The 20,556-nt window shown below is 44.9% G+C and carries 21 protein-coding genes, 1 riboswitch and 1 other annotated feature; of the genes, 12 read left to right on the top strand and 9 right to left on the bottom strand.

Features of this window, described 5'->3' with window-relative positions:
* Window positions 1-45: 45 nt before the first annotated feature.
* The 4 genes from AC58VC_RS12400 (at window position 46) to AC58VC_RS12415 (ending at window position 5,471) form a co-directional block, all read left to right on the top strand.
* Window positions 46-3,291 carry a glycosyltransferase family 39 protein gene (locus AC58VC_RS12400; RefSeq protein WP_497369089.1) on the top strand — a complete coding sequence of 1,082 codons (3,246 nt, stop codon included), beginning with the start codon at window positions 46-48 and terminating at the stop codon, window positions 3,289-3,291.
* Window positions 3,292-3,447: 156 nt separating this feature from the next.
* Window positions 3,448-3,990, top strand: coding sequence for an NADPH-dependent FMN reductase (ssuE, locus tag AC58VC_RS12405; RefSeq protein WP_497369090.1), 543 nt, complete (start codon window positions 3,448-3,450; stop codon window positions 3,988-3,990).
* Between the two features lie 107 nt (window positions 3,991-4,097).
* The gene (locus AC58VC_RS12410; RefSeq protein WP_497369091.1) at window positions 4,098-4,475 is read left to right on the top strand and encodes a PH domain-containing protein; all 378 of its coding nucleotides are present in this window, start codon (window positions 4,098-4,100) and stop codon (window positions 4,473-4,475) included.
* Between the two features lie 117 nt (window positions 4,476-4,592).
* Window positions 4,593-5,471 (top strand): 5'-3' exonuclease, encoded by an 879-nt coding sequence (locus AC58VC_RS12415; protein ID WP_477500525.1) that lies wholly within the window; start codon window positions 4,593-4,595, stop codon window positions 5,469-5,471.
* On the opposite strand, the gene AC58VC_RS12420 is transcribed toward AC58VC_RS12415, so the two are convergent.
* From AC58VC_RS12420 to AC58VC_RS12430, 3 genes are all read right to left on the bottom strand, one after another.
* Window positions 5,468-5,653, bottom strand: a complete 186-nt coding sequence (locus AC58VC_RS12420) for a hypothetical protein (RefSeq protein WP_497369092.1) — start codon at window positions 5,651-5,653, stop codon at window positions 5,468-5,470. The two genes, AC58VC_RS12415 and AC58VC_RS12420, sit on opposite strands and share 4 nt — an antisense overlap.
* A 162-nt stretch (window positions 5,654-5,815) precedes the next feature.
* Window positions 5,816-6,790, bottom strand: a complete 975-nt coding sequence (locus AC58VC_RS12425) for an aldo/keto reductase family protein (RefSeq protein ID WP_497369093.1) — start codon at window positions 6,788-6,790, stop codon at window positions 5,816-5,818.
* A gap of 104 nt (window positions 6,791-6,894) precedes the next feature.
* Entirely contained in the window at window positions 6,895-7,740 is an 846-nt protein-coding gene (locus AC58VC_RS12430) for an AraC family transcriptional regulator (protein ID WP_497369094.1), read from the bottom strand.
* Window positions 7,741-7,917: 177 nt separating this feature from the next.
* On the opposite strand from AC58VC_RS12430, the gene AC58VC_RS12435 reads away from it, so the two are divergent.
* Window positions 7,918-9,402, top strand: a complete 1,485-nt coding sequence (locus AC58VC_RS12435) for a tagaturonate epimerase family protein (RefSeq protein ID WP_497369095.1) — start codon at window positions 7,918-7,920, stop codon at window positions 9,400-9,402.
* A gap of 61 nt (window positions 9,403-9,463) precedes the next feature.
* On the opposite strand, the gene AC58VC_RS12440 is transcribed toward AC58VC_RS12435, so the two are convergent.
* The 4 genes from AC58VC_RS12440 to AC58VC_RS12455 form a co-directional block, all read right to left on the bottom strand.
* Window positions 9,464-9,772: a hypothetical protein gene (locus AC58VC_RS12440; RefSeq protein WP_497369096.1), complete on the bottom strand. Its 309-nt coding sequence runs from the start codon at window positions 9,770-9,772 to the stop codon at window positions 9,464-9,466.
* 58 nt (window positions 9,773-9,830) lie between these two features.
* Window positions 9,831-10,124 carry a DUF3055 domain-containing protein gene (locus AC58VC_RS12445; protein WP_145659979.1) on the bottom strand — a complete coding sequence of 98 codons (294 nt, stop codon included), beginning with the start codon at window positions 10,122-10,124 and terminating at the stop codon, window positions 9,831-9,833.
* 217 nt (window positions 10,125-10,341) lie between these two features.
* Complete coding sequence (locus tag AC58VC_RS12450; RefSeq protein WP_497369097.1) at window positions 10,342-11,544, bottom strand: site-specific integrase; 1,203 nt, start codon at window positions 11,542-11,544, stop codon at window positions 10,342-10,344.
* A gap of 361 nt (window positions 11,545-11,905) precedes the next feature.
* Window positions 11,906-12,121 carry a helix-turn-helix transcriptional regulator gene (locus AC58VC_RS12455; protein ID WP_497369098.1) on the bottom strand — a complete coding sequence of 72 codons (216 nt, stop codon included), beginning with the start codon at window positions 12,119-12,121 and terminating at the stop codon, window positions 11,906-11,908.
* 175 nt (window positions 12,122-12,296) lie between these two features.
* On the opposite strand from AC58VC_RS12455, the gene AC58VC_RS12460 reads away from it, so the two are divergent.
* From AC58VC_RS12460 to tyrS, 6 genes are all read left to right on the top strand, one after another.
* Window positions 12,297-13,547: an FtsK/SpoIIIE domain-containing protein gene (locus AC58VC_RS12460; protein WP_497369099.1), complete on the top strand. Its 1,251-nt coding sequence runs from the start codon at window positions 12,297-12,299 to the stop codon at window positions 13,545-13,547.
* On the top strand, window positions 13,465-14,025 hold the full coding sequence (locus AC58VC_RS12465) for a replication-relaxation family protein (RefSeq protein ID WP_497369785.1): 561 nt from the start codon (window positions 13,465-13,467) through the stop codon (window positions 14,023-14,025). The genes AC58VC_RS12460 and AC58VC_RS12465 overlap by 83 nt, the downstream gene beginning before the upstream one ends.
* Window positions 14,026-14,038: 13 nt before the next feature.
* On the top strand, window positions 14,039-14,479 hold the full coding sequence (locus AC58VC_RS12470) for a hypothetical protein (RefSeq protein ID WP_497369100.1): 441 nt from the start codon (window positions 14,039-14,041) through the stop codon (window positions 14,477-14,479).
* A 16-nt stretch (window positions 14,480-14,495) separates the two neighbouring features.
* On the top strand, window positions 14,496-14,684 hold the full coding sequence (locus tag AC58VC_RS12475; RefSeq protein ID WP_497369101.1) for a hypothetical protein: 189 nt from the start codon (window positions 14,496-14,498) through the stop codon (window positions 14,682-14,684).
* Window positions 14,685-14,974: 290 nt separating this feature from the next.
* The gene (locus tag AC58VC_RS12480) at window positions 14,975-15,988 is read left to right on the top strand and encodes an HRDC domain-containing protein (RefSeq protein ID WP_497369102.1); all 1,014 of its coding nucleotides are present in this window, start codon (window positions 14,975-14,977) and stop codon (window positions 15,986-15,988) included.
* 52 nt (window positions 15,989-16,040) lie between these two features.
* Window positions 16,041-16,313, top strand: a binding site (T-box leader).
* A gap of 56 nt (window positions 16,314-16,369) precedes the next feature.
* Window positions 16,370-17,626, top strand: coding sequence for a tyrosine--tRNA ligase (gene tyrS / locus AC58VC_RS12485; protein WP_497369103.1), 1,257 nt, complete (start codon window positions 16,370-16,372; stop codon window positions 17,624-17,626).
* A 58-nt stretch (window positions 17,627-17,684) separates the two neighbouring features.
* Here tyrS and corA read toward each other — a convergent pair whose 3' ends face one another.
* Together corA and AC58VC_RS12495 are read right to left on the bottom strand one after the other, a co-directional pair.
* A complete protein-coding gene (gene corA / locus AC58VC_RS12490) occupies window positions 17,685-18,620 on the bottom strand; it encodes a magnesium/cobalt transporter CorA (RefSeq protein WP_497369104.1) in 936 nt (311 codons plus the stop codon).
* A gap of 302 nt (window positions 18,621-18,922) precedes the next feature.
* A complete protein-coding gene (locus AC58VC_RS12495) occupies window positions 18,923-19,150 on the bottom strand; it encodes a hypothetical protein (RefSeq protein WP_497369105.1) in 228 nt (75 codons plus the stop codon).
* A gap of 222 nt (window positions 19,151-19,372) precedes the next feature.
* Window positions 19,373-19,502: riboswitch (SAM riboswitch) on the top strand.
* Window positions 19,503-19,605: 103 nt separating this feature from the next.
* Between AC58VC_RS12495 and metA the strand changes: the two genes are divergently transcribed.
* Window positions 19,606-20,550 carry a homoserine O-acetyltransferase MetA gene (gene metA / locus AC58VC_RS12500; protein ID WP_497369106.1) on the top strand — a complete coding sequence of 315 codons (945 nt, stop codon included), beginning with the start codon at window positions 19,606-19,608 and terminating at the stop codon, window positions 20,548-20,550.
* Window positions 20,551-20,556: the final 6 nt, after the last annotated feature.

Consider the following 20,556-nt stretch of genomic DNA (forward strand, 5'->3'; position numbering starts at 1 on the left):
GTGGACGAGTATAATGGTAGTAGTCTATTTTTAAGGAGATGCCTCATGGTAAGCTGGTTCAAGCAAGTGGGCGAAGCGCCCTATAAATTCTTACTTCTGGGTTTACTGCTACTGACAGCGTTAGTCATAAGACTATATCTTGCACCGATTTGGATGGGCTATGATACGGATGTCCGAACCTTCCTGGCCTGGTCGGACCGTGCCTATACGGTTGGTTTGTCCGGCATGTATAACAATGCCAAGGACTACTTCCTCGATTACCCGCCAGGCTATATGTATGTCCTTTATATTGTGGGGATGCTGCACCACAAGCTATCTATTCCATGGGAGAGCAGTCAATCGTTATTAGTGCTGAAATTCCCTGCCATTCTGGCTGATATCGTAACCGTTTATTTGTTGTTTCGCCTTGCATCAAGCTGGAACAACGGGAGGCGAACTTGGCTGCGAGCCATAGGGATAGCTGCACTGTTTGCCTTTGATCCTGCGATTTGGGCGAACTCTGCCATTTGGGGGCAAGTTGATTCGTTTTTTATGCTGTTTATTGTGGTGACACTACTGCTGCAGCAGCGTGGGAAGCTGCCTCAAGCTTCCGTGTTTATCGCTTTAGCCTTGTTACTCAAGCCGCAAGCGCTTCTTTTCGGTATTTTTCTGCTCATTGATGTTATACGCAAGCGCAATCTGATGGTATTCCTGCTGAGTGTGCTTAGTGGCATGACGACGATAGCGATAGTTGCGCTTCCTTTTGCCATTGGAAGAGGTTATGGATGGTTGATCGGACTTTACTCTGGCACTCTAGCCTCCTACCCGTATGCTTCCTTGAATGCGTTTAATCTCATGGCGCTTTTAGGCGGCAATTTTATCGATATGAAAACGAGCTTCCTACATCTTTCCTATGAAAAATTGGGTTTAGTGCTCATGGTCCTTTCGATTTTGTACACGTGCTATTTATATATCCGCAGCAAAGGTCAAAAGGGTGCTGTATTATATGTAGCTTTTTTATTTATAACAGCTGTTTTTATGTGTATGACCAAAATGCATGAACGCTACTTACACTATGGCCTGCTGCTAGCTCTTACGAGTTTTATTTATATCAAGGATCGCCGTATTCTTGGTCTGTTTATTGGATTTAGTTTGACTAATTTCATCAATATCGCGGATGTGCTGCTGCGAAGTTTTCATCAAGACTATCACATTCCGCGCTATGATCCGTTGATGCTGGCTGTATCTGGTATCAATGTTATATTATTTGTTTATGCGTGTATTTTGGGATGGAGGCTTTTCGTGCAATCACAACAAGAACAGAGAAATCAGGATGACCCTGTCCCGATTCCAAAAGTCCCGACCACGGACAAGTGGACCGAGCGTTGGAATGCCATTTTCAAAGAGAGTCCGGATGGTATTGAACGAAGCTCGAAGGGACGTTTTTTCACTAAAAAGGATGCGCTGTACTTAGGATTACTGGTAGTCGTTTACACCATCATCGCGTTATTCCATCTGGGTGGACACAAAGCGCCGACTACTTTCTGGAAGCCGACAACGGCAGGAGAAACTGTCATTGCTGACCTCGGCAGCTCGCACAAAATTACGAGAATTAACACCTTCGCGGGTGTTGGGGAAGGCTCCTATTCCTTCTGGTTTTCACAAGATGGCCAGCAGTGGCAGGATCAGATCACTGTCAAATCCGATCATACCAAAGTCTTCACCTGGAACACGGTAGAACCGATGAAAGATGCGCGTTACGTTAAAACGGTGATTGACGGGCAGGAAAGCGCACCGCTGCATTTGCATGAAATCGGTATTTTCGGGGATGGTAATTCGGCCATTTTACCGATTACTGACATGAAGGAACAAGATATAAACCCGGCGGACGAAGGAAAAACAGCGAATTTATTCGATGAGTCCAGCGTAGTACCGTACACGCCTACTTACATGAACGGGACTTATTTTGATGAGATTTATCACGCAAGGACGGCCTATGAGCATCTTCACAAAATAGAGCCTTATGAAAGCACGCATCCGCCCCTAGGTAAAGTGCTCATGGCGATCGGCATTTACATATTCGGACTCAACCCATTCGGGTGGCGAATTATTGGAACACTGTTTGGGGTTGGTATGATTCCCGTTATTTACGTGTTTGCGAAGCGGATGTTTGGCCGATCTGAATATGCTTTTATCGCGGCATTCCTCTTAGCGTTTGATTTTATGCACTTTGCGCAGACACGTATTGCGACCATCGATGTTTACGGCGTATTTTTTATCATGCTGATGTTCTATTTCATGTACCGTTATACGACGCTAAGCTTTTATCGTGAAAAGCTGTGGGCTACATTGATCCCATTAGGGCTGTCAGGCCTCTTTTTTGGAATAGGCGCCGCCTCCAAATGGATCGTGATCTATGGCGGTGCGGGCCTTGCGCTGCTGCTGCTCTTATCTTTATTGGAGCGTTATAGCGAGTATCGGTTCGCTCGGCGCTTGCTTCAGGAGGATGCTCACAAATCACCTCAGGTTCAGCCGGATACAGATGATTCAGAGCAGCACATCTCATCCTTGGATGAGGCGGAAGTAGTTACGAAGCCGGCTCTGTCAGATTCGGAGCGCAGCCGATTAATGCTTGTGCAGAAGCTATTTGGGAGAAATACTGTCCTTACTCTCCTGTGGTGCGTGCTAATGTTTGTTATCATCCCGTTAGGCATTTATACGTTATCGTATATTCCTTTCATGATGGTTCCGGGACCTGGGCATCAGTTGAAGGATGTTGTCACTTATCAGGTGCACATGTACAAGTATCATAAGGATTTGGTAGCGACTCATCCATTCTCTTCCCCTTGGTGGGAGTGGCCGATGATGCTGCGCCCGATCTGGTATTATCAAGCTAAGTTTATGCCGCAAGGCATGCTGTCGAGCATCGTCTCGTTCGGAAATCCGCTTGTTTGGTGGCCTGGTTTTGTAGCAGTGGTCTGCTCGTTCTATGTGGCAGTGAAGAGGAAGGATAAGCTGCTGCGCATGCTGCTAATCGCTTATTGTTCCCAATACTTGCCATGGATGCTAGTGCCGAGACTGACTTTTATTTATCACTATTTTGCCATGGTGCCGTTCCTGGTGCTCATTCTGACCTACTATATCAAAGATTATTTGGAAGAAGGTCCGCTTCATAAAAGAAGATGGGTTTACGGCTATTTATTAGGTGTGTTTGTCTTGTTCGCTCTGTTCTATCCGATTCTTTCAGGGATGATTATTCCATCTAAGTATTCATTCTTCCTCAGGTGGCTGCCGGGCTGGAATTTCTTTTAAGGAAAGTGGTTGACGTGTCTGACATGCGATGGTAAGATAATTCCAAGTAAAATACTATGAATTAAAGTCGACCAACAAATGGAGACTCCGACCTTGTATCGAACAATGGAAGCGGGGTCTCTTTTTCATCAAAAATCATAATGGAGTGTGAATGAAATGGCGAAGGTAGTCATTATCTCAGGAAGTCCAACCCCTACATCCCGATTACACGGGGTTATTGAAGTAGCGAAGAGCGAATTGGTGCAAGCAGGTCTTACAGTGGACTGGATCAAAGTACGCGATATACCTGCAGAAGACTTACTGTATGCCAAGTTTGACAGCGAAGCCATTGTGAGCGCGAACGCGCTTGTTGCTGCAGCAGATGCTGTTTTCGTAGCTACGCCGATTTACAAAGCCTCCTATACCGGAGTGTTAAAAGCATTCCTTGATTTGCTCCCGCAAAAGGGGCTGGAACGCAAAATTGTGCTCCCTTTAGCTGTAGGCGGTACGCTTTCTCACTTGCTCGCTATCGATTATGCACTTAAACCGGTGCTGTCCGCATTGGGTGCACAGAATATCTTGCAAGGTGTGTATGTGCTCGATAAACAGGTGACTTGGGGCGATCAGGGACAAGCCATTCTAGATGATGAAATCTCAACGCGGTTACACGAGTCTGTATCGCAGTTTATACAAGAAATTAACTGGCATACCAGTCGATAAATTGGAATAGAGATGACGTAACCCGCCATTAGTATTCATTTACTGATGGCGGGTTTTGTGTGCCGACAGATTAGTTTCTATAGATAGTTATTCAAGGAGGAGAAGCAATGGGATTATTTGATGGTTTAATGGGGAACGCCTCGGAGCTTAAATTGGCGGATGTGAATAAGGAATTTGCACATGTGTTGGCAAATTCAGAAACGATCGAAAAAGCGTATAAACTCATCCGCGATCTTTTTATTTTTACCAACAAAAGGCTAATATTAGTAGATAAACAGGGATTGTCGGGCAAGAAAATGGAGCTTCACTCGATTCCTTATAAAAGCATTACCCATTTCAGCATTGAGACAGCAGGTACTTTTGATCTGGACGCAGAAATGAAGATATGGATCAGCAGCACCCCTACCCCGATTGAAAAAAAGTTCAACAAAAGCTTAAACATTTACGAACTGCAGAGCGTACTGGCTGAGTATGTTTTGAAATAAATTAGGTAACGTAGTGCTTTAACCGCCATTGGTAACTTTTACTGATGGTGGTTTTTTGTGCCGGGGGGTAAGCTCCCGTGCTATACTGTACATATATTTATTTGGATAGGAGCGATTATGTTGTCAGAGAATTCATCTGGTTCCGTGCTGCTTGTTGACGGTATGGCCTTATTATTTCGCGGTTTTTACGCGACTTCATCGAGCGGTTACATTATGAGAACAGAAACCGGCGTGCCGATTAATGGTGTATACGGCTTTCTGAAATATTTACTTGATGCCATTCAAACCTTTAAGCCTTCCCACGTGGTGTGTTGCTGGGATATGGGGAGTAAAACGTTCCGCACGGAGAAATTTGAAGCATACAAAGCGAATCGCGGACCTGCCCCGGAGGAGTTAATTCCGCAGTTCGATTTGGTTAAAGAGGTAACTGCCAGCTTTAACATTCCGAATATCGGTGTTGTCGGTTACGAAGCAGACGATTGCATTGGAACACTGGCCCGTACATACAGCCCACTGACGAAAGTTCAAATTTTAACCGGAGATCATGATATGCTCCAGCTTGTGAATGAGAACACGGAAGTCATTATTATGAAAAAAGGGCACTCCAACTACATGGTTTATACGCTGGAAACGTTGATGGAAGAGAAAAGTCTGACGCCTGCGCAGATTATTGATCTGAAAGGTCTGACCGGCGACACGGCGGATAACTATCCGGGCGTCAAAGGCATCGGCGAGAAAACAGCGACCAAACTGCTGAACGAGTATCAGGATATCGGGGGCATTTTGGAAAATCTGGCGGCGCTGCCGAAAGGTGTTCGAGCCAAAATCGAAGCAGAACTCGAAATGCTGCATTTATCGCGTGATTTGGCAACGATACGTTTGGATGTACCTGTTGCTTGTGCGCTTGAGGACTGCGGTTGGGCGATGGAGCGGGAGAAAGTGATCGCGAAGTTCGAGGAAATTGCTTACAAAGGATTAATTAAGCTAATCGGTTAAGATATAGGGAAGGGAGGGAGCCATTTAGTGGCGCCCTCCCTTTTTTGTATACGTACTAGCGAAGCCAGCTTGCCGGCCACTGCAAAAACCAGCCAGCCGCCCAGCGAGCAGCCTGTAACGATATTTTGCATCGTTAGAGAAGCCACTGCCGTGCTGCGACGCACTGTAACGATGTTTGTCATCGTTACAGCACAGCTAAAACCAGTCAGCCGCCCAGCTAGCAGCCTGTAACGATGTTTTGCATCGTTAGAGAAGCCACCGCCGTGCTGCGACGGACTGTAACGATGTTTGTCATCGTTACAGCTTTCAAGTTCCTTCCACTCATACGAACTTTTCGATATTCCTTATCGTTTTGGCGAGAAATGGGCAACTTGCTTCAGGATCTCATCAATTTGATCCAACGTCTCAGACGTAAGCTGAATGTCAACGGCTTTCACATTCTCTTCGATCTGTTCAGGCTTTGTCGCTCCGATGAGAGCGGTGCTGACTCCCGGTTGACGGAGTACCCACGCTAGAGCTAACTGAGCCAAGGAGATATCTTGTTTGCGGGCTACTTGCTCTAACTCCTGCACAACAAGGAGCACTTGCTCGTTCAAGTAGCTGGTAATGATGCTGTTGACGGAATTATTAGCAGCCCGGCTATCCGCTGGCAGCGGCGCGCCAGGCTTATATTTGCCGGTAAGAATGCCTTGAGCAAGAGGAGAGAACACCACTTGTCCTAAACCTTTTTTCGCCGAAACAGGCAACACTTCCCGCTCAATATAGCGCTCAAACATATTGTAGATCGGCTGATTCGAGATCAGTGGGCGCAAGTTCAAGCGTTCAGCAATGCCTGCTGCTTCGGTAATTTGAGCACCAGTCCACTCGCTGACAGCGGAGTACAGAATCTTACCTTGAGCCGTCAGGTCATCCAAGGCGCGAAGTGTTTCTTCAAGCGGTGTTTGAGCGTCATAACGGTGGCAGAAATATAAGTCGATATAGTCGACGCCTAAACGTTTTAAGCTAGCTTCGCATTGTTCGAAAATATGTTTGCGTGAAAGCCCACGATCATTAGGACCTTCGCCCATCGGGAAGAAAACTTTCGTCGAAAGGACATAAGATGAGCGCTGATATGGCTTAAGGGCCGCTCCCATCGCTTTCTCACCTTCTCCTCGGTTGTAGGCATTGGCTGTATCGAAAAAGTTGATACCGCTCTCAAACGCTTTTTCAATACAAGCATCGGCAGCTTTTTGCTCAGCGGCTGTACCGTAGGTAAGCCAACTTCCGAGTGCGATTTCACTCACTTTTAATCCGCTATTGCCAACGTTTCTATATCTCATCCTGTTCATCCTCTCGTTCTCTCATACTACTGCTTTACTGCCATTATAAGAGGGGGGAGGAGGGCTGACAATGACGCACAATTTATTCACTTAGTTACATAGAGTTAAGTAGCTGCCGACTGTCGATAACGAAGTGGTGTTGTTTTGGTAATCTGCCGAAAGACACGGCCGAACTGGACTAAGGAGCCGAAGCCGACCTGCTCAGCAACGACAATGACTTTCATTTTGGTCTCCGTTAGCAGCCTCTGTGCTTCCTGGACACGAACGAGATTTATATATTCGATAAGTGAAAATCCAGTGATTTCCTTGAACATACGGCTTAAATAAGCCGGACTGATTTCAAATCTTTCCGCAAGTTCTTCCAATCGCAAAGGTTCCGCAAAATGAATGTTAATGTAACGCACGATCGTTGATATTTTTCTATGCAGTGGAGAGACATGCTCAGGTGAAGTGACAGGATGCAGGCGAACAAAACGTGCGGTGAACAACAGCAGCTCGATCAGAAAATGACGCAGAGCGAAGGTTTGCCCGAGCTGAGATTCTTTCGCTTCATGTATCATTTTGCCAAGTATATCTTCGACAAATCGCCGGGTCGGGAGATCAAGCCTGAGCACAGGCGCAGCATGCGTGAAGGCATCGAGCAGGAAAGGAGCATCAGACTTCATACTCTCGAGGAAGTTGTCGCTGAAATTCATCACAACACGCGCATGCCCAAGCTTATCGGAGTCGGAAGTGGCGTGGAGTTCACGCCGATTAATGAGCACCAAGTCTCCTGGAAGGATGAGATACGAGCGGTCCCGGATGAAATACATGCGCTCACCTTCATACAAATAATAGAGCTCATACATATCATGCATGTGCTGAGTTCTCTCGAACGATCCGTTACGATGAATATGTTGAATATAAAATGGGCCTTCATCTTCATTGCCGAAGGTGACGGTGCTGGGCATGAGGGTACTCCTTTAGTTCGAATTGTTGTAAGGGAAGTATATCACAGTCCCAGTGAAAAATATGAATAGTTTTCGTTGAAAATAGGAATAGATGAAGAGAAAACGCTCCTAACTTGCGATATGATTAAGCTATAGGAAAATAGCAAACGTTTGCAAAATAAGGGAGGAACACACAGAATGAAAGAGCTTATAGACGCAATCAAATCAGGAAATACATCGACGCTATCAGCACCAGGCTCTAAAGTATATGCGGCATCTTTTACACAAATTGGTAATACTTCGCTTGTTATGGTACGTACGGAGGCTGGAAAGCAGCTGCTTGCAGTTGGTGAGAGTGAATTGTACGATCAATTAAACGGTGAAGTTGTTGATGGCGCTAAAATTGCTCCTTTAACGCACGAGAATCGTTTGACGCTAAATCAATTTTTGCCTTATACAGCCCCGCAAGCATTTGGCACACAGGTAGCTACAATGGGTCTGGGTGATCGACTTGGTATTGCAAGCCCTGGACATATTCAAACAATTCGTGGCAGAGATATTCGTCCAGTGTTGGCACAGCAAAGTATTCGTGAGCTTGCGCTTACAGGCAGAACGTATGAGGACGTTTTGGATGCAGCGGCTTATGCCGTATTCCAAGAAGGCTACAAAGATGGTTATGGCGCAGATGGCGACCATTTGAAGAAGGAAGAAGATATCGAGTACGCTTTGCGACTTGGCTTTACCATGTTGACGCTGGATTGCTCCGAGAATATTGATAATAAGATCGAAACGTTGTCTGCAGATGAAGTCGCAGTGAAGTATGCGGCTCTGCCAACCAGCTTGCGCGAACACTATGAGAAGCGCTATTTGGAAACGCCTGCGAACGTTCCAGGTGCAGCACTTAACTACACGCGTGAAGCGCTCCAAAAGGATGTGCTGATCTACGACGCAGCGATTAATTTCATGGAAGCGATTTTCCGCAAATATATCGCACCTTTGGATCGTGCTGTTGATTTTGAAATATCTATTGATGAAACGGCTACACCTACATCGCCAGAAGCCCACTATTTGGTAGCGAACGAGCTGCGTGACCGCGGGGTTACGATTTTCAGTATGGCGCCACGCTTCTGCGGGGAGTTCCAAAAAGGTATTGACTATATTGGCGATATCGCGCAATTTGAGCGTGAGCTAGCAAGCCACGCGGCGATTGCTGTACATTTTGAATACAAGCTGAGCATTCATTCTGGCAGCGACAAATTCAGTGTGTTCCCACTGATTGGACAATACACGAACGGTTTGTTCCACATCAAAACAGCGGGTACAAATTGGCTCGAAGCGGTACGTGTTGTAGCAAAAGTGAAGCCTTCCCTGTATCGCCGCATGCACCAATTCGCTTTGGATCATTTTACAGAAGCAACAGCTTATTATCACGTGACGACGGATATTGAGGCCATCGTTCCACTTTCTGAAGTCGCGGATGCAGATCTGCCAAACTACATGGAAGAGAATAATGCCCGCCAGTTGCTGCACATCACATACGGCCTGTTGCTGCAGGCAAAAAATGCTGATGGCAGCAAGCAGTTCGCTGACGAGTTCTTCCGGACGATGGCAGAGCAGGAAGACGTATTCGCTGAAGGTTTGCGTCATCACATCGGCAGACATTTGGAGCTGTTGGGCAAATAAAACACAAAAGAGGCAATCTACAAGCAGTTAATCTGCTTGTAGATTGCCTCTTTTTCAAATCCTATTCTTGATTCGAAGGTTCATTCCGGTTATCATCTGCGCCTGGGTAGTCCCGTTTGATACCTTCATGCAGCTCATGATTTTCATAGGAAAATCGGTTTGGCGGGCGCTGATCCTTTCGCCAAGGGGTGCTTTTTCCGAGCGATTCCGTGTTTAGGCTTGTGCCATAAGGACCTTCGGGAAATTCCTCAGGAATCAGGTCATTTCGCTGAGACTCGACCGTCTCCAAATCGGTGTATACATCTCGCTGTTCAGGTATGAAACCTTTTGTTTCGGTATACTTATCTTTCGCGGTTTCTTCGACACTCATGGAAAATGCCTCCTCATCTGGGTTGCGCATGCTTTTTCCAGTGTCCCCCGCTGATCCATTAAATATCCGTGAAATGAATGGAACCGATAATTTGCTGTAAAAATTCATTGAGTTCCAGTGCTTGTTCCTCATTGAGCTTGAAGGCGTACTCCAGGTATCCCTCTTCTGCCAAATCATCGGGACCAATTACGGCGCTGCGTCCTGATTGTAAATCAATGACAAGCTTTTTGCCGTAATAGCGGGTAGTAGTCATTATCGCAAGGTCAAAACGGTGCAGCGCATTGCCGACGAAGCATACAAAACGCGTTGTCGTTTCTTCTTGATGGTCGTATAAAAAGTCATAATCAGACATAAGGGCCCTCTTTTCATTCTGGTATGTCTTTCATTATAACCGAAATTGGCTTGTCAACAAAACATAGGTTGCGCCTATCTTACAAACATGGTATGATTTGGATATTAGAAAAAGGGAAGCACCTTTTCAATAAATAAGAAAAAACCCTTATAAATAAAGGGTTTCAAGAATAAAACTATAATCTTGTTCACGAAATGACCACATTGGAATTTAAAATTTAGAGGCTTTTCATGAGTTCAGCGAACTTTTGAGATGCCTCTTTTTTCTGTGATTTCGTAACATGAAGATACACATTTCGCGTGACCTTATCGTTTTGATGTCCTAGACGCTCCATAATGGCTTCTAAGCTCACGCCAGCCTCTGCCAATAGCGAAGTATGGGTGTGCCTGAATGAATGCGTGGTGAGGGTTTCATTGAGTCCTGCGTGCTTTAAAACCTTCGTCATGAATTTGCCCACACGAGTGATATCATCTGGGTAGCCCATAAAGTGTAGATGCTCGTCGTGAACAAAAACAAATCCTTCATCGTGGTAGATATTGCGATATTTCATTCGTTTGGAATTTTGCTTTTTTCTATGGTCCTCCAGGGCATCTAAAACAACATCATCAATATCGATGATCCGTTTCGACTTCTTTGTTTTTGGAGTTTGCAGGATATAAGTCCCCATCCGTTTGCTATAGACATTTTTATTGACGTTGACGGTTTTGTTTTCAAAATCAATGTCTCTCCACTTTAAAGCGCACACTTCACCAATACGCATGCCAGTGTAGGCCATTAGTAAAAACAACGTGTAGTGACTTGATGTTTCTTTTGCCACTTTAAGAAAAACAGCTAACTCTTCTTTTTCAAGGTACCGTGGTATGTCCGTTTCATTCTCTAACTCTTCAACCGTTTTACGAATGGTCGGGACCTTAGCATATACCGTGGGATCTGACTGGATAACTTCCAGCTCTAAAGCTTTCTTAAATATGAGGCTGCCGGTTTCGTGTATGCTTGCAACTGTCTTCCTGGCTAGTTCCTTAGACAAATCATTCAACATCTCTTGGTACATCAGCTTAGTGATGTCTTTGATTTTAATTTGTGAAAAGTAAGTCAATATCTTTCTGAGCTTACTTTCTCTAAGTGTGAATGTCGTTACCTTTACTTTCCCTGATAACTTGTAAAGATCAAGCCACTTTTCAGCGAAATCTTTAAACAAAATATTCTTCTCTTCTATATAGGTTCCCCGGGTTAACTGATAGTGCAGATTTGTCGCGGCTTCTTCTGCTTTTGCTTTCGTATCAAATCCACTAACTGTCTTCTGTTTTCGTTTACCAGTAGCAGGATCGGAACCAATATCGATTGTAAATGACCACTTCGCGCCGCATGTACATTTCTTTTTTCCACAAGTGCAGCCGCGCCGCCGAAAGTAACCTTTCATGTAATATATACCCTCCTAACAATTTCCTAACAATTGTACTTTACTATAATAAAGTATGCGTCATCCTGAATACGTGTATAATTGGATCGTATAAATCTTGAGTAATTGGATGGCGACGATACAAACATATTCATATAAAATTGACTTGGAAACGCTTTACGGTTTTCCAATACCTTCGATTGGTGCCAGTATTTTACGGGGGTGACCTATTTATTTCCAGTAGAAAATACTTGACTATTGGAGTATATTGTTTCCTATAACCCTATATGGAAAATGTTTATTTTTATGGGAAATGCGTGAAATGATTTATGGCTTCCAGTTTACGCAAGTGTAAAGAACGATACGAGGGAGGAGTGAAAAATCACTCAGCCTTCCACCACTCGTATAAATCATCAATAGTTAATCCTAGTGCATTTGCTATGATTTTGGCATTCTCTAACGACATAATTCTTCGGTTGTTCGCATAATGGGATATTGTCGATTCAGACATACCGACTCGATAAGCAAATTCGGCTTGTGATAATTTAGCTTTCTTTAATATCCGCGGTAGAAGGCATCTCCCAATTCGGAGAGCCATGGATTCACCTTATTCGTTTATTTGGCCGCATTTCGGCATTGTATTACGAACGATATAGTATAAAGTAGTTATTAATAAAATACGAACTAATGTTCTTGTTTTGTTCGCGTTTAATTGTTAAAATAAAAACAAGAATAAAAGGAAGAGATCCAATGACAATGCAGGTTTGAACCTCATGGAAGACGGACAGAAACAAACAATCCAATTACTCAGAAAGAAAAAATATACATGGGGTGTTGAGTATTGCTATCGTATCCCTCTCGGCAGATCGTTCAAGGATTACGAAGCAAAGAAGAATGTATTCGAAGATGGCCTTAACAACCGCAAGTCACTTTGGGAATTCTCGGTTAGGGATTTACTTGGTATATGGAGTAACCTTCGCACTGGAAAGATTGAGATGAAAGACATTGCTCGAGAGATCAGTAAGTTAAAGGGTAAGCATAGGCGTAAAGAAATCTCTTTGAGTTATGATGGTACGCTTTTGGTTAAGGTTTACAACGAACCCACGAAGGAAGTTGTCGAGTTTAATGATGACCTTCTCAGCGAGTGTAAAGGGTGGAACGTACCTATGGGCGAAGCCAGGGAAGGGAAGGTCTTTCATGACTTCGATAAGCTACAAATGATGATCGTTGCAGGAACAACTCGATATGGTAAGTCAGTCTTCTTAAAAAACATCATAACCACTTTAATTCATAATCAATGTGATAATGTCAGATTTCACCTGATCGATTTAAAAGGTGGTTTGGCTATGAATCGCTTCGCAAACTGTAAGCAAGTTGTGGGAGTGGCTTCGGACGTAGACGAATCTCTAGCCATGTTAGAGGCTTTAGAAAAGGAAATGAAAGCTAGACAACAGGAGTATAAAAGAAAGGGCTATGAGGACATTACAGAAGCTGGTGCGCGGTATCGAGATTTCATTATTGTGGATGAAGCTGCAGAGCTAGCACCGGATAAATCGGAAGCAAAAGCGAAGAAGCAGGAATGTGAGCGCATCCTATCAGAGATTGCACGGATCGGTGGCGGTCTTGGTTATAGGTTAGTGTTCGCGACGCAATATCCAACGGGTGACATATTGCCGAGGCAGATTAAGCAAAACGCGGTGGCTAAAATGTGCTTCTTACTGGACACAGAAACCGCATCAAGAGTCGTACTTGATGAAGCAGGAGCAGAGTCACTTCCACTTGGAATTAAAGGTCGTGGAATTTACAAGACGGATCGGAAGATTACTGTTCAAACTCCATTCATTACAAATGATTTTATACAGGAAAAGATTAAGCCTCATATTGTCATCAAAGCTAGAAAGGATGTGCAAGATGCCGAGCAAACAACTAGAACGGACAGAGATGATTCTCTCGTCATTGAAGACGCTGGATTACCTAACAACTTCACAAATCGGAACGTTACACCATTTGGGAGGAGAACGTAACACGCGGCGAGTCATTGAAAGCATGAAAGATTATCTGGGTTGCTTCCGAGATATCGAGAACGTCTTCTACCTTAATAAAGCAGGTCGTGAATACATTGGATCAAATACAGTACGGCAAAAGATAGCCGAGGTTGATCACTACCTTATGAGGAACGACCTTTACATTAAGCGAAGACCGGAATCATTCAAGACAGAGCAGAGGATTAAAGTTAGTGACCTGACTATCGTGTGTGATGCCATCATGCAATGTAATTCCACTCGCTATCTGGTAGAGATCGACAACACGCAGAGCATGACAAAGAACTTCCAGAAGATCGAGAAATACAAGAAGCTAAAAGACTTAGGTGTATTTCAGAAGCAGTATGGTTACTTCCCTCGTATCTTTTGGGTGTGTACTTCCGAAGCTCGTAGAAAGAATTTGATGGATGCTTGCGTAGGTCTTGAAACCGTCATTCACCTTTGGGATGAAATAAAATAAGGACGTGATGAATATGAGAAAGACATTCACGATTACGGAGTTTATGTCCGGTAAACACAACGAAACTATCATGGATCGGGTCAGAGATCGGATTACCAAGGAGCGTATCGAACGTTGGGTTAAGACCGCTACGGGTTTAACTGTGCCTGTTACAACGGGTTTATTCGTTGGTCCGCATGTCTTTGCTGCACCAGCTGCCATCCCTGCAGGAGCGACAGTAGGAGCAGGAACAGCGGCACTTATACTTAAAGCGTTTGATCCGCTAATACAGTTAATTACTTCGCTTGCCTACCCGATAGCTGGTGTCATGATTGCTGGTGGTTGTTTGTTCATCATGATAGGGTCCAGGGATAAGGGGATGGATATGCTGCGTAATGCGGCTATCGGTTATATCTTAGTTCAGCTTTCTCCATTATTATTGAAGATTCTTGTTGGTATTGGAACTGGAGTATAAATAGGAGGTTTTTAACATGGCAAAAGGACAACAAGTGGAACAAACACAGGAGCAAGACTTTTTGAGAAGCGAAGCATTGAAGATCGGATACAACAAAATGATTTCTGACTTAGATGAAATGCTTCAAACAGCTGGCATAACTGAGCTTCAAAAGAACCTGTTGAACAGCCAGAAGAACGAGATTAAAAAGCGATTAGGCACATAGGAAGATTGACCACATTTACGTGACCACATTGACCACGAAAACATAGCTCACAATGACCACAATGACCACAATGACCACGTAACGACCACATAATATTCTAAACATAACTAAAATCTTCAAAACATCGAACAGTTATGAAGGGGTGATTGTCCTGATTTTACAATACTTTTTTAAACCATCCAAAACATTGAACAGTACGAAAGATAAGGAAGCACCTTTTCAGCCTAGCTGAAGAGGTGCTTTTTCGTTTTTCTTACCCTATATTTCGTAACCGTTTGGAGGAGGTAAGTATGAACATTGTTTTTTTAAACACATTGGAGAAGGAAACGGGGGATCATCACATTTTATCAGCTCAGGTGTCGATTGCTGAGGAGCAAGGCGTGTGGAATGTGTTCTGGAACGAACCCGACAGCGCAGGCAAGCCGCAGCAAGCTCAGTGGTATCAGGGGATGAGCTGGGATGAGATGCTAAGCATCTTCCGTCATGGCTTGCGAGAGAAGTTTCGCAGCGGCTTCCGCCCTATTGTGAGCTCGGATCTGGAATCGGCTCAGGTGCTGTCTGGCAAAGCGAGGATGACACAGATGCTGACGTATTTCTGCGAAGAACATCCAAGCGAAGAAGTGTATGAGGCTCTTCGTGCTTGGAGACGCGAACAATCCGCGCGGGAAGGCAAAGCGCCGTATATTCTCGCTACGAATCGGGTGCTGCGCATGATTTCTGTCTTCTTGCCTCAGAGCAAGGAGGAACTGCAGCAAATCCCCGGTTTTGGTGAGCAGAAAACCAATATGTATGCAGGGGATATACTAAAGTTAACCGCAGAGTATACGCGTACGAATGGCTTTCCGCTGGATTGGGTTGCTAGGAGCGTCGATATCGTCAAGTTTGAGTCATGGCTCCTCGCACAGAAGGAGCAGAAGCTGCGCATGGAGCTTGACCGTGAGGTCAGCAAACGCAAGCTGCTGGAGATCGCTGCTCGCGGAGGCAGCTTGGCGGATCTTCAAGCTGACCTGACGATGCCGCGCAGAGAGCTCTTGCTGTGGGTAGAGGAATTGGACCGGGATGGCTATGATATGGATCTGCTGGTGGAAGCAGAGTTGACTTCAGTCCCAGAGGAGGAACAGATCAAAGCTTGGAACGCTTTCGAATCTGAAGGCGACCGCTATTTGAAGCCGGTTCTTCAACGTATGGGTGGCACGGAGGAGCTGAAAGGCAAAGAACTCGACCGCGCTTATGAGTGGCTTCGATTGCTGCGATTACGTTTCCGCAAGGAGAAGGAAAGCATGAGCGCTCAAGCTGCAAGTTAGCATTGACAGAGCTTAGGCAGATATGATTAAATGATCAATAATCTTAATAGCAATCAAAGCGATGACGAACTGGGGCTATGCCCTTAGTAGGAGTATTGCCGCTGCTGCAGAGAGTCGGTGGAAGGTGCAAACCGATGCAAGCATGGCTCCGAATTACCGTTCTGAGTTGGTTGAGGGAACATGCTCCTTTGAGAGCATCAGTAGCTTATACCCGGCAATCCTATGCCGTTACAATTACTAAGTGAAAGAGAAGGCTGCAAATGAGAGTCGCAGATCCTTCGCTTTAATTAGGGTGGTACCGCGAGACAACCGTCTCGTCCCTTTGTGGACGATTTGGTTGTCTTTTTGTTTTTTTTAGAGCGATCAAGGAGGGATTGTAGGATGACGGGAAAAGAGTTAACCGATGCACAGAGGCAGGAAGTTCAGCGCCAGCTGCAACTTATTAAACGTGGCACGGCAGAAATCATACCGGAAGATGCCCTGAAACAGAAAATTACCCAGGCAATTGTGACAGGAAAACCGTTGAAAGTGAAGCTGGGCCTAGATCCGTCCGCACCGGATATTCACATTGGGCACACGGTTGTTTTGCAAAAGCTACGCCAATTTCAAGAGTTAGGCCATGAAGTTCAGCTGATCATCGGAGATTTCACGGGCCGAATCGGTGATCCAACGGGGAAGTCGGAAACGCGCAAACAGCTGACAGAAGAGGATGTTCAGCATAATGCTCAGACGTACCAGACGCAGCTGTCCAAAATTTTGGATTTCACCAAAACGACCTTTTACTACAATTCTAGTTGGCTTGGTGAACTGAAATTTGATGATGTGCTCAAGCTTGCGGGTAAGGTAACAGTTGCAAGGATGCTGGAGCGGGACGATTTCGCCAAAAGATACGCGGCTAATCAGCCGATTCATGTGCATGAATTTTTCTACCCGTTAATGCAGGGCTACGATTCCGTGTCACTTGAGAGCGATATTGAGCTTGGGGGTACGGATCAGACTTTTAATATTTTGATGGGACGTACATTGCAAAGCGCCTATGAGATGAAAGACGGGCAAGTGGCTATTCTGATGCCGCTGCTCGAAGGGCTGGATGGCACGCAGAAGATGAGCAAAAGCTTGAAAAATTACATCGGTATCGATGAGGCTCCGAATGAAATTTTCGGGAAAACGATGTCGATTCCAGACTCGCTTATGCTGAAATATGTTGAGTTAACGACTGCGATCTCAGGTGAGGCTCTTCAGGCGTTGAGAGAGGGACTGGCGTCTGGTTCCACCCATCCAAGAGATGCCAAGATGAAGCTGGCCAAGGAATATGTTCGTATGTATCATGGTGCGGAAGCAGCTCAAGAGGCTGAGCAGCATTTTATTACGGTCTTTCAGAAGCGTGCGCTGCCGGATGATATCGAAGAAATGCGGATAAGCGGGGAACTGCTGGAGTCGGGCCAAATTTCCATCGTTAAGCTGCTTGTTTCTATGGGGCTGCAAGCTTCCAATGGCGAGGCAAGACGCAGCATTGAGCAAGGCGCGGTGAAAATCAATGAAACGAAGATCATGAATATCCATGAGTCACTCAACCCGCAGGACGGCGATATTATTCAGGTGGGAAAACGTAAATTCGTGAAAATCAAACGGGATTAGCCTAAAAAAGGGCTTCCTGATCAGCCGTGTCAGCTGCTTCAAGAAGCCCTTCCTTACATTAAAGCCATTCTTTTTTACGGAATAAGATATACATCGCAATGCCTAGCACACCCATGAACGCTAAGACGAACTCATCGCCGTGAGCGACATGGAGCCCTAGAATGTTATCAAAGTTCATCCCGAACACACCTGTAATGAACGTCAGCGGCATGAAAATGGTCGTCAGCGCGGTAAAAACACGCATGATATCATTCGCACGGTTAGCCAGGCTGGACTGATAAGCTTCTCGTAAGTTCCCCATGAGATCGCGGAGCGTATCGAACGTATCCACGATTTTCACGGCATTCTCATAAATGTCGCCAAAATATTTCTGGAGCTGATGGTCGATCAGCCTGAGTTCCTTCTTGCCGAGCGTACCGATGACATCGCGCTGCGGAACGAGCACTTTTTTGAGCCAGAGAATTTCCGAACGAAGTCCGATAATCTCATTCAAATGCGATTTTTTGGTCGCTACCAAAATATCTTCTTCCAGCTTTTCAATCTTGGCCTCGATACGGTCACCAACCGCAACGTAATTATCGACGACAAGATCGACTAGATGGTATAGGAAACGATCGGCGCTGTTGACCTCTTCTTCCCAGAGGAAGGGCTTTAAAGCGCGAAGTTCATTAATTTTTTGTCTAGTAACGGTAATAATGACATGCTTGCTAAGAAATAGATTAAGTCCGCGAAGGAAAATCTCTTCATCATCAAAACGAATGCTATTAATTACGATAAAATAATGCGAATCATAAAATTCAATCTTAGGACGCTGTTCCTCTTCGCTCAAGCAGTCCTCCACGGCCAAATCATGTAGATGGAACAAAGGCTGAAGAAGTTCTAAATCCTCGATCCCTGCATCAATCCAATAAAAGCCTTTTTCTGGAGGTGTTAGTGCGACAGACACGTCATCGACCAATGTGAAAATGCCATTCTGAACCCACCGTGTTTTCATCTGATCCACCCCTTTGCATGGAATCAGCCGGTTACGTTCATCATGTGTGTGAGACTACGAATGATGGTATAACCGACTGCATTCCTACACTATAAAATTTACAAAACTTGCAGGTGCTACTCCTCGGTTCCCCGTCCAAACGTATGCCCCCCTTTTGCGTCCGTGTCGAATAATACTTGTCTAGTATAACCCTTCATATACCCCGTTTCAAGCCAAAAAGTTTGGCGAAACAAGTAGAAATGCGCTTTAGATACTTTATGGATTCAGGGCTTGTTCGGTGTCAAAAAAAAAGCGCCATGAAGTTACATGGCGGCTTTCAAGATCTTCGCTTTCAATTCTGTATAAATGTCAGTCAATTCAGAATTACCTCGGAGCAGTAGCTCTTCCTCATTCTCTGCACCGTAGATTCGACATAATAAGGCTGCGGCATCCTCAGCTTGCTGCATAGTTGGCTTCGATGTTTCAATTAGAGCGAAATATCGATGTAATGAAGCGAAAGCAGAGAAGTTATCCGAAGTTGGTGCGGACATAATAGACCCCCTTTATTGGTTAGGTAATGTAATCAGTTTGATATTTATTTAACCCTGTTATGAGCTATTTCAAACACCAATTAACGATACATTTCGTATCAATAATATCATAGCTGGACAGCCTTATGCAATTTCTTTGTTTTTGCAGGTTGTCAGAATCGGTTAATGTCTTGACTTTACCTTATTTTATAGTATGATGATTTTAATCGCATACGTTTCATTTTCTTATCAAGAGTAGGTGGAGGGACTAGCCCTATGACACCCGGCAACCGACAAACCTTTGCAAGCAAAGGGATGCACGGTGCTAATTCTTGCGGAACCGCTTTTAGAAGGCGAATCTGGGAGATAAGAGAAGGACATTGACAGTACTTTCCATGGCCTTTCTCTGATTCCAGAGAAGGTCATTTTTGCATTTAAATACACCCAAAATAAACCATTGAAGAGGAGTGAACAGGATGCCGATCAAGATTCCTGACAACCTGCCTGCCAAAGAAATTTTAAACCAAGAGAACATCTTCACCATGGACGAATCTGTCGCGTATCACCAGGATATACGTCCACTTCGCATTGCTTTGCTGAATTTGATGCCTACAAAAGAAACGACCGAGACGCAATTGCTGCGTTTGATCGGGAATACCCCGCTGCAGGTGGAATTCGTCCTTCTGCATCCGAAAACTCATACTTCTAAGAACACTTCCGTTGAACACCTGGAGTTGTTCTATAAAACTTTTGACGATATTAAAGAAGAAAAGCTGGATGGCATGATTATTACAGGCGCCCCAGTTGAGCAGATGGAGTTTGAAGATGTGAATTACTGGGAGGAGTTGACGCAAATCCTGAATTGGAGCAAAGAAAACGTCACTTCTACCTTGCATATTTGCTGGGCAGCCCAAGCGGGCTTGTATCATCATTTCGGGGTTCGTAAATTTGCGCTGGACAACAAAATATTCGGTGTATTCCCGCACACCGTCGAGGTGCCGAATACGAAGCTTCTTCGCGGTTTTGATGAAGTATTCCATGTGCCGCAATCCCGCCATACCGATGTTCGCCGTGAAGACATTGAGCGATGTCCGGACCTGGAGATTTTATCCGAATCGGAGGAATCCGGTGTCTATATCGCGGCTACACGTGACGGAAAGCATATTTTCGTAACGGGCCATTCCGAGTATGATGCGAATTCATTGAAATGGGAGTATGATCGGGATGTGAGCAAGGGACTTCCTATTGAAATCCCCAAAAATTACTACCCAAACAATGATCCTAGCAGACAGCCTTATAACACTTGGAGAGCGCACGCTAACCTGCTGTTCTCTAATTGGTTGAACTATTATGTGTACCAAGCAACTCCTTTTGAGCTTAACGCTAATATCAATGAAAGCCTGGCAAGTGCGCAACTGTAATTCGAA

The sequence above is a fragment of the Paenibacillus sp. J22R67 genome, assembly GCF_059692175.1.

Excerpts from the sequence above, each read along its gene's own strand:
- AC58VC_RS12400 (WP_497369089.1), top strand. The coding sequence starts at position 46 with ATGGTAAGCTGGTTCAAGCAAGTGGGCGAAGCGCCCTATAAATTCTTA.
- ssuE (WP_497369090.1), top strand. The coding sequence starts at position 3,448 with ATGGCGAAGGTAGTCATTATCTCAGGAAGTCCAACCCCTACATCCCGA.
- AC58VC_RS12410 (WP_497369091.1), top strand. The coding sequence starts at position 4,098 with ATGGGATTATTTGATGGTTTAATGGGGAACGCCTCGGAGCTTAAATTG.
- AC58VC_RS12415 (WP_477500525.1), top strand. The coding sequence starts at position 4,593 with ATGTTGTCAGAGAATTCATCTGGTTCCGTGCTGCTTGTTGACGGTATG.
- AC58VC_RS12420 (WP_497369092.1), bottom strand. The coding sequence starts at position 5,653 with ATGACAAACATCGTTACAGTGCGTCGCAGCACGGCAGTGGCTTCTCTA.
- AC58VC_RS12425 (WP_497369093.1), bottom strand. The coding sequence starts at position 6,790 with ATGAGATATAGAAACGTTGGCAATAGCGGATTAAAAGTGAGTGAAATC.
- AC58VC_RS12430 (WP_497369094.1), bottom strand. The coding sequence starts at position 7,740 with ATGCCCAGCACCGTCACCTTCGGCAATGAAGATGAAGGCCCATTTTAT.
- AC58VC_RS12435 (WP_497369095.1), top strand. The coding sequence starts at position 7,918 with ATGAAAGAGCTTATAGACGCAATCAAATCAGGAAATACATCGACGCTA.
- AC58VC_RS12440 (WP_497369096.1), bottom strand. The coding sequence starts at position 9,772 with ATGAGTGTCGAAGAAACCGCGAAAGATAAGTATACCGAAACAAAAGGT.
- AC58VC_RS12445 (WP_145659979.1), bottom strand. The coding sequence starts at position 10,124 with ATGTCTGATTATGACTTTTTATACGACCATCAAGAAGAAACGACAACG.
- AC58VC_RS12450 (WP_497369097.1), bottom strand. The coding sequence starts at position 11,544 with ATGAAAGGTTACTTTCGGCGGCGCGGCTGCACTTGTGGAAAAAAGAAA.
- AC58VC_RS12455 (WP_497369098.1), bottom strand. The coding sequence starts at position 12,121 with ATGGCTCTCCGAATTGGGAGATGCCTTCTACCGCGGATATTAAAGAAA.
- AC58VC_RS12460 (WP_497369099.1), top strand. The coding sequence starts at position 12,297 with ATGGAAGACGGACAGAAACAAACAATCCAATTACTCAGAAAGAAAAAA.
- AC58VC_RS12465 (WP_497369785.1), top strand. The coding sequence starts at position 13,465 with ATGATTCTCTCGTCATTGAAGACGCTGGATTACCTAACAACTTCACAA.
- AC58VC_RS12470 (WP_497369100.1), top strand. The coding sequence starts at position 14,039 with ATGAGAAAGACATTCACGATTACGGAGTTTATGTCCGGTAAACACAAC.
- AC58VC_RS12475 (WP_497369101.1), top strand. The coding sequence starts at position 14,496 with ATGGCAAAAGGACAACAAGTGGAACAAACACAGGAGCAAGACTTTTTG.
- AC58VC_RS12480 (WP_497369102.1), top strand. The coding sequence starts at position 14,975 with ATGAACATTGTTTTTTTAAACACATTGGAGAAGGAAACGGGGGATCAT.
- tyrS (WP_497369103.1), top strand. The coding sequence starts at position 16,370 with ATGACGGGAAAAGAGTTAACCGATGCACAGAGGCAGGAAGTTCAGCGC.
- corA (WP_497369104.1), bottom strand. The coding sequence starts at position 18,620 with ATGAAAACACGGTGGGTTCAGAATGGCATTTTCACATTGGTCGATGAC.
- AC58VC_RS12495 (WP_497369105.1), bottom strand. The coding sequence starts at position 19,150 with ATGTCCGCACCAACTTCGGATAACTTCTCTGCTTTCGCTTCATTACAT.
- metA (WP_497369106.1), top strand. The coding sequence starts at position 19,606 with ATGCCGATCAAGATTCCTGACAACCTGCCTGCCAAAGAAATTTTAAAC.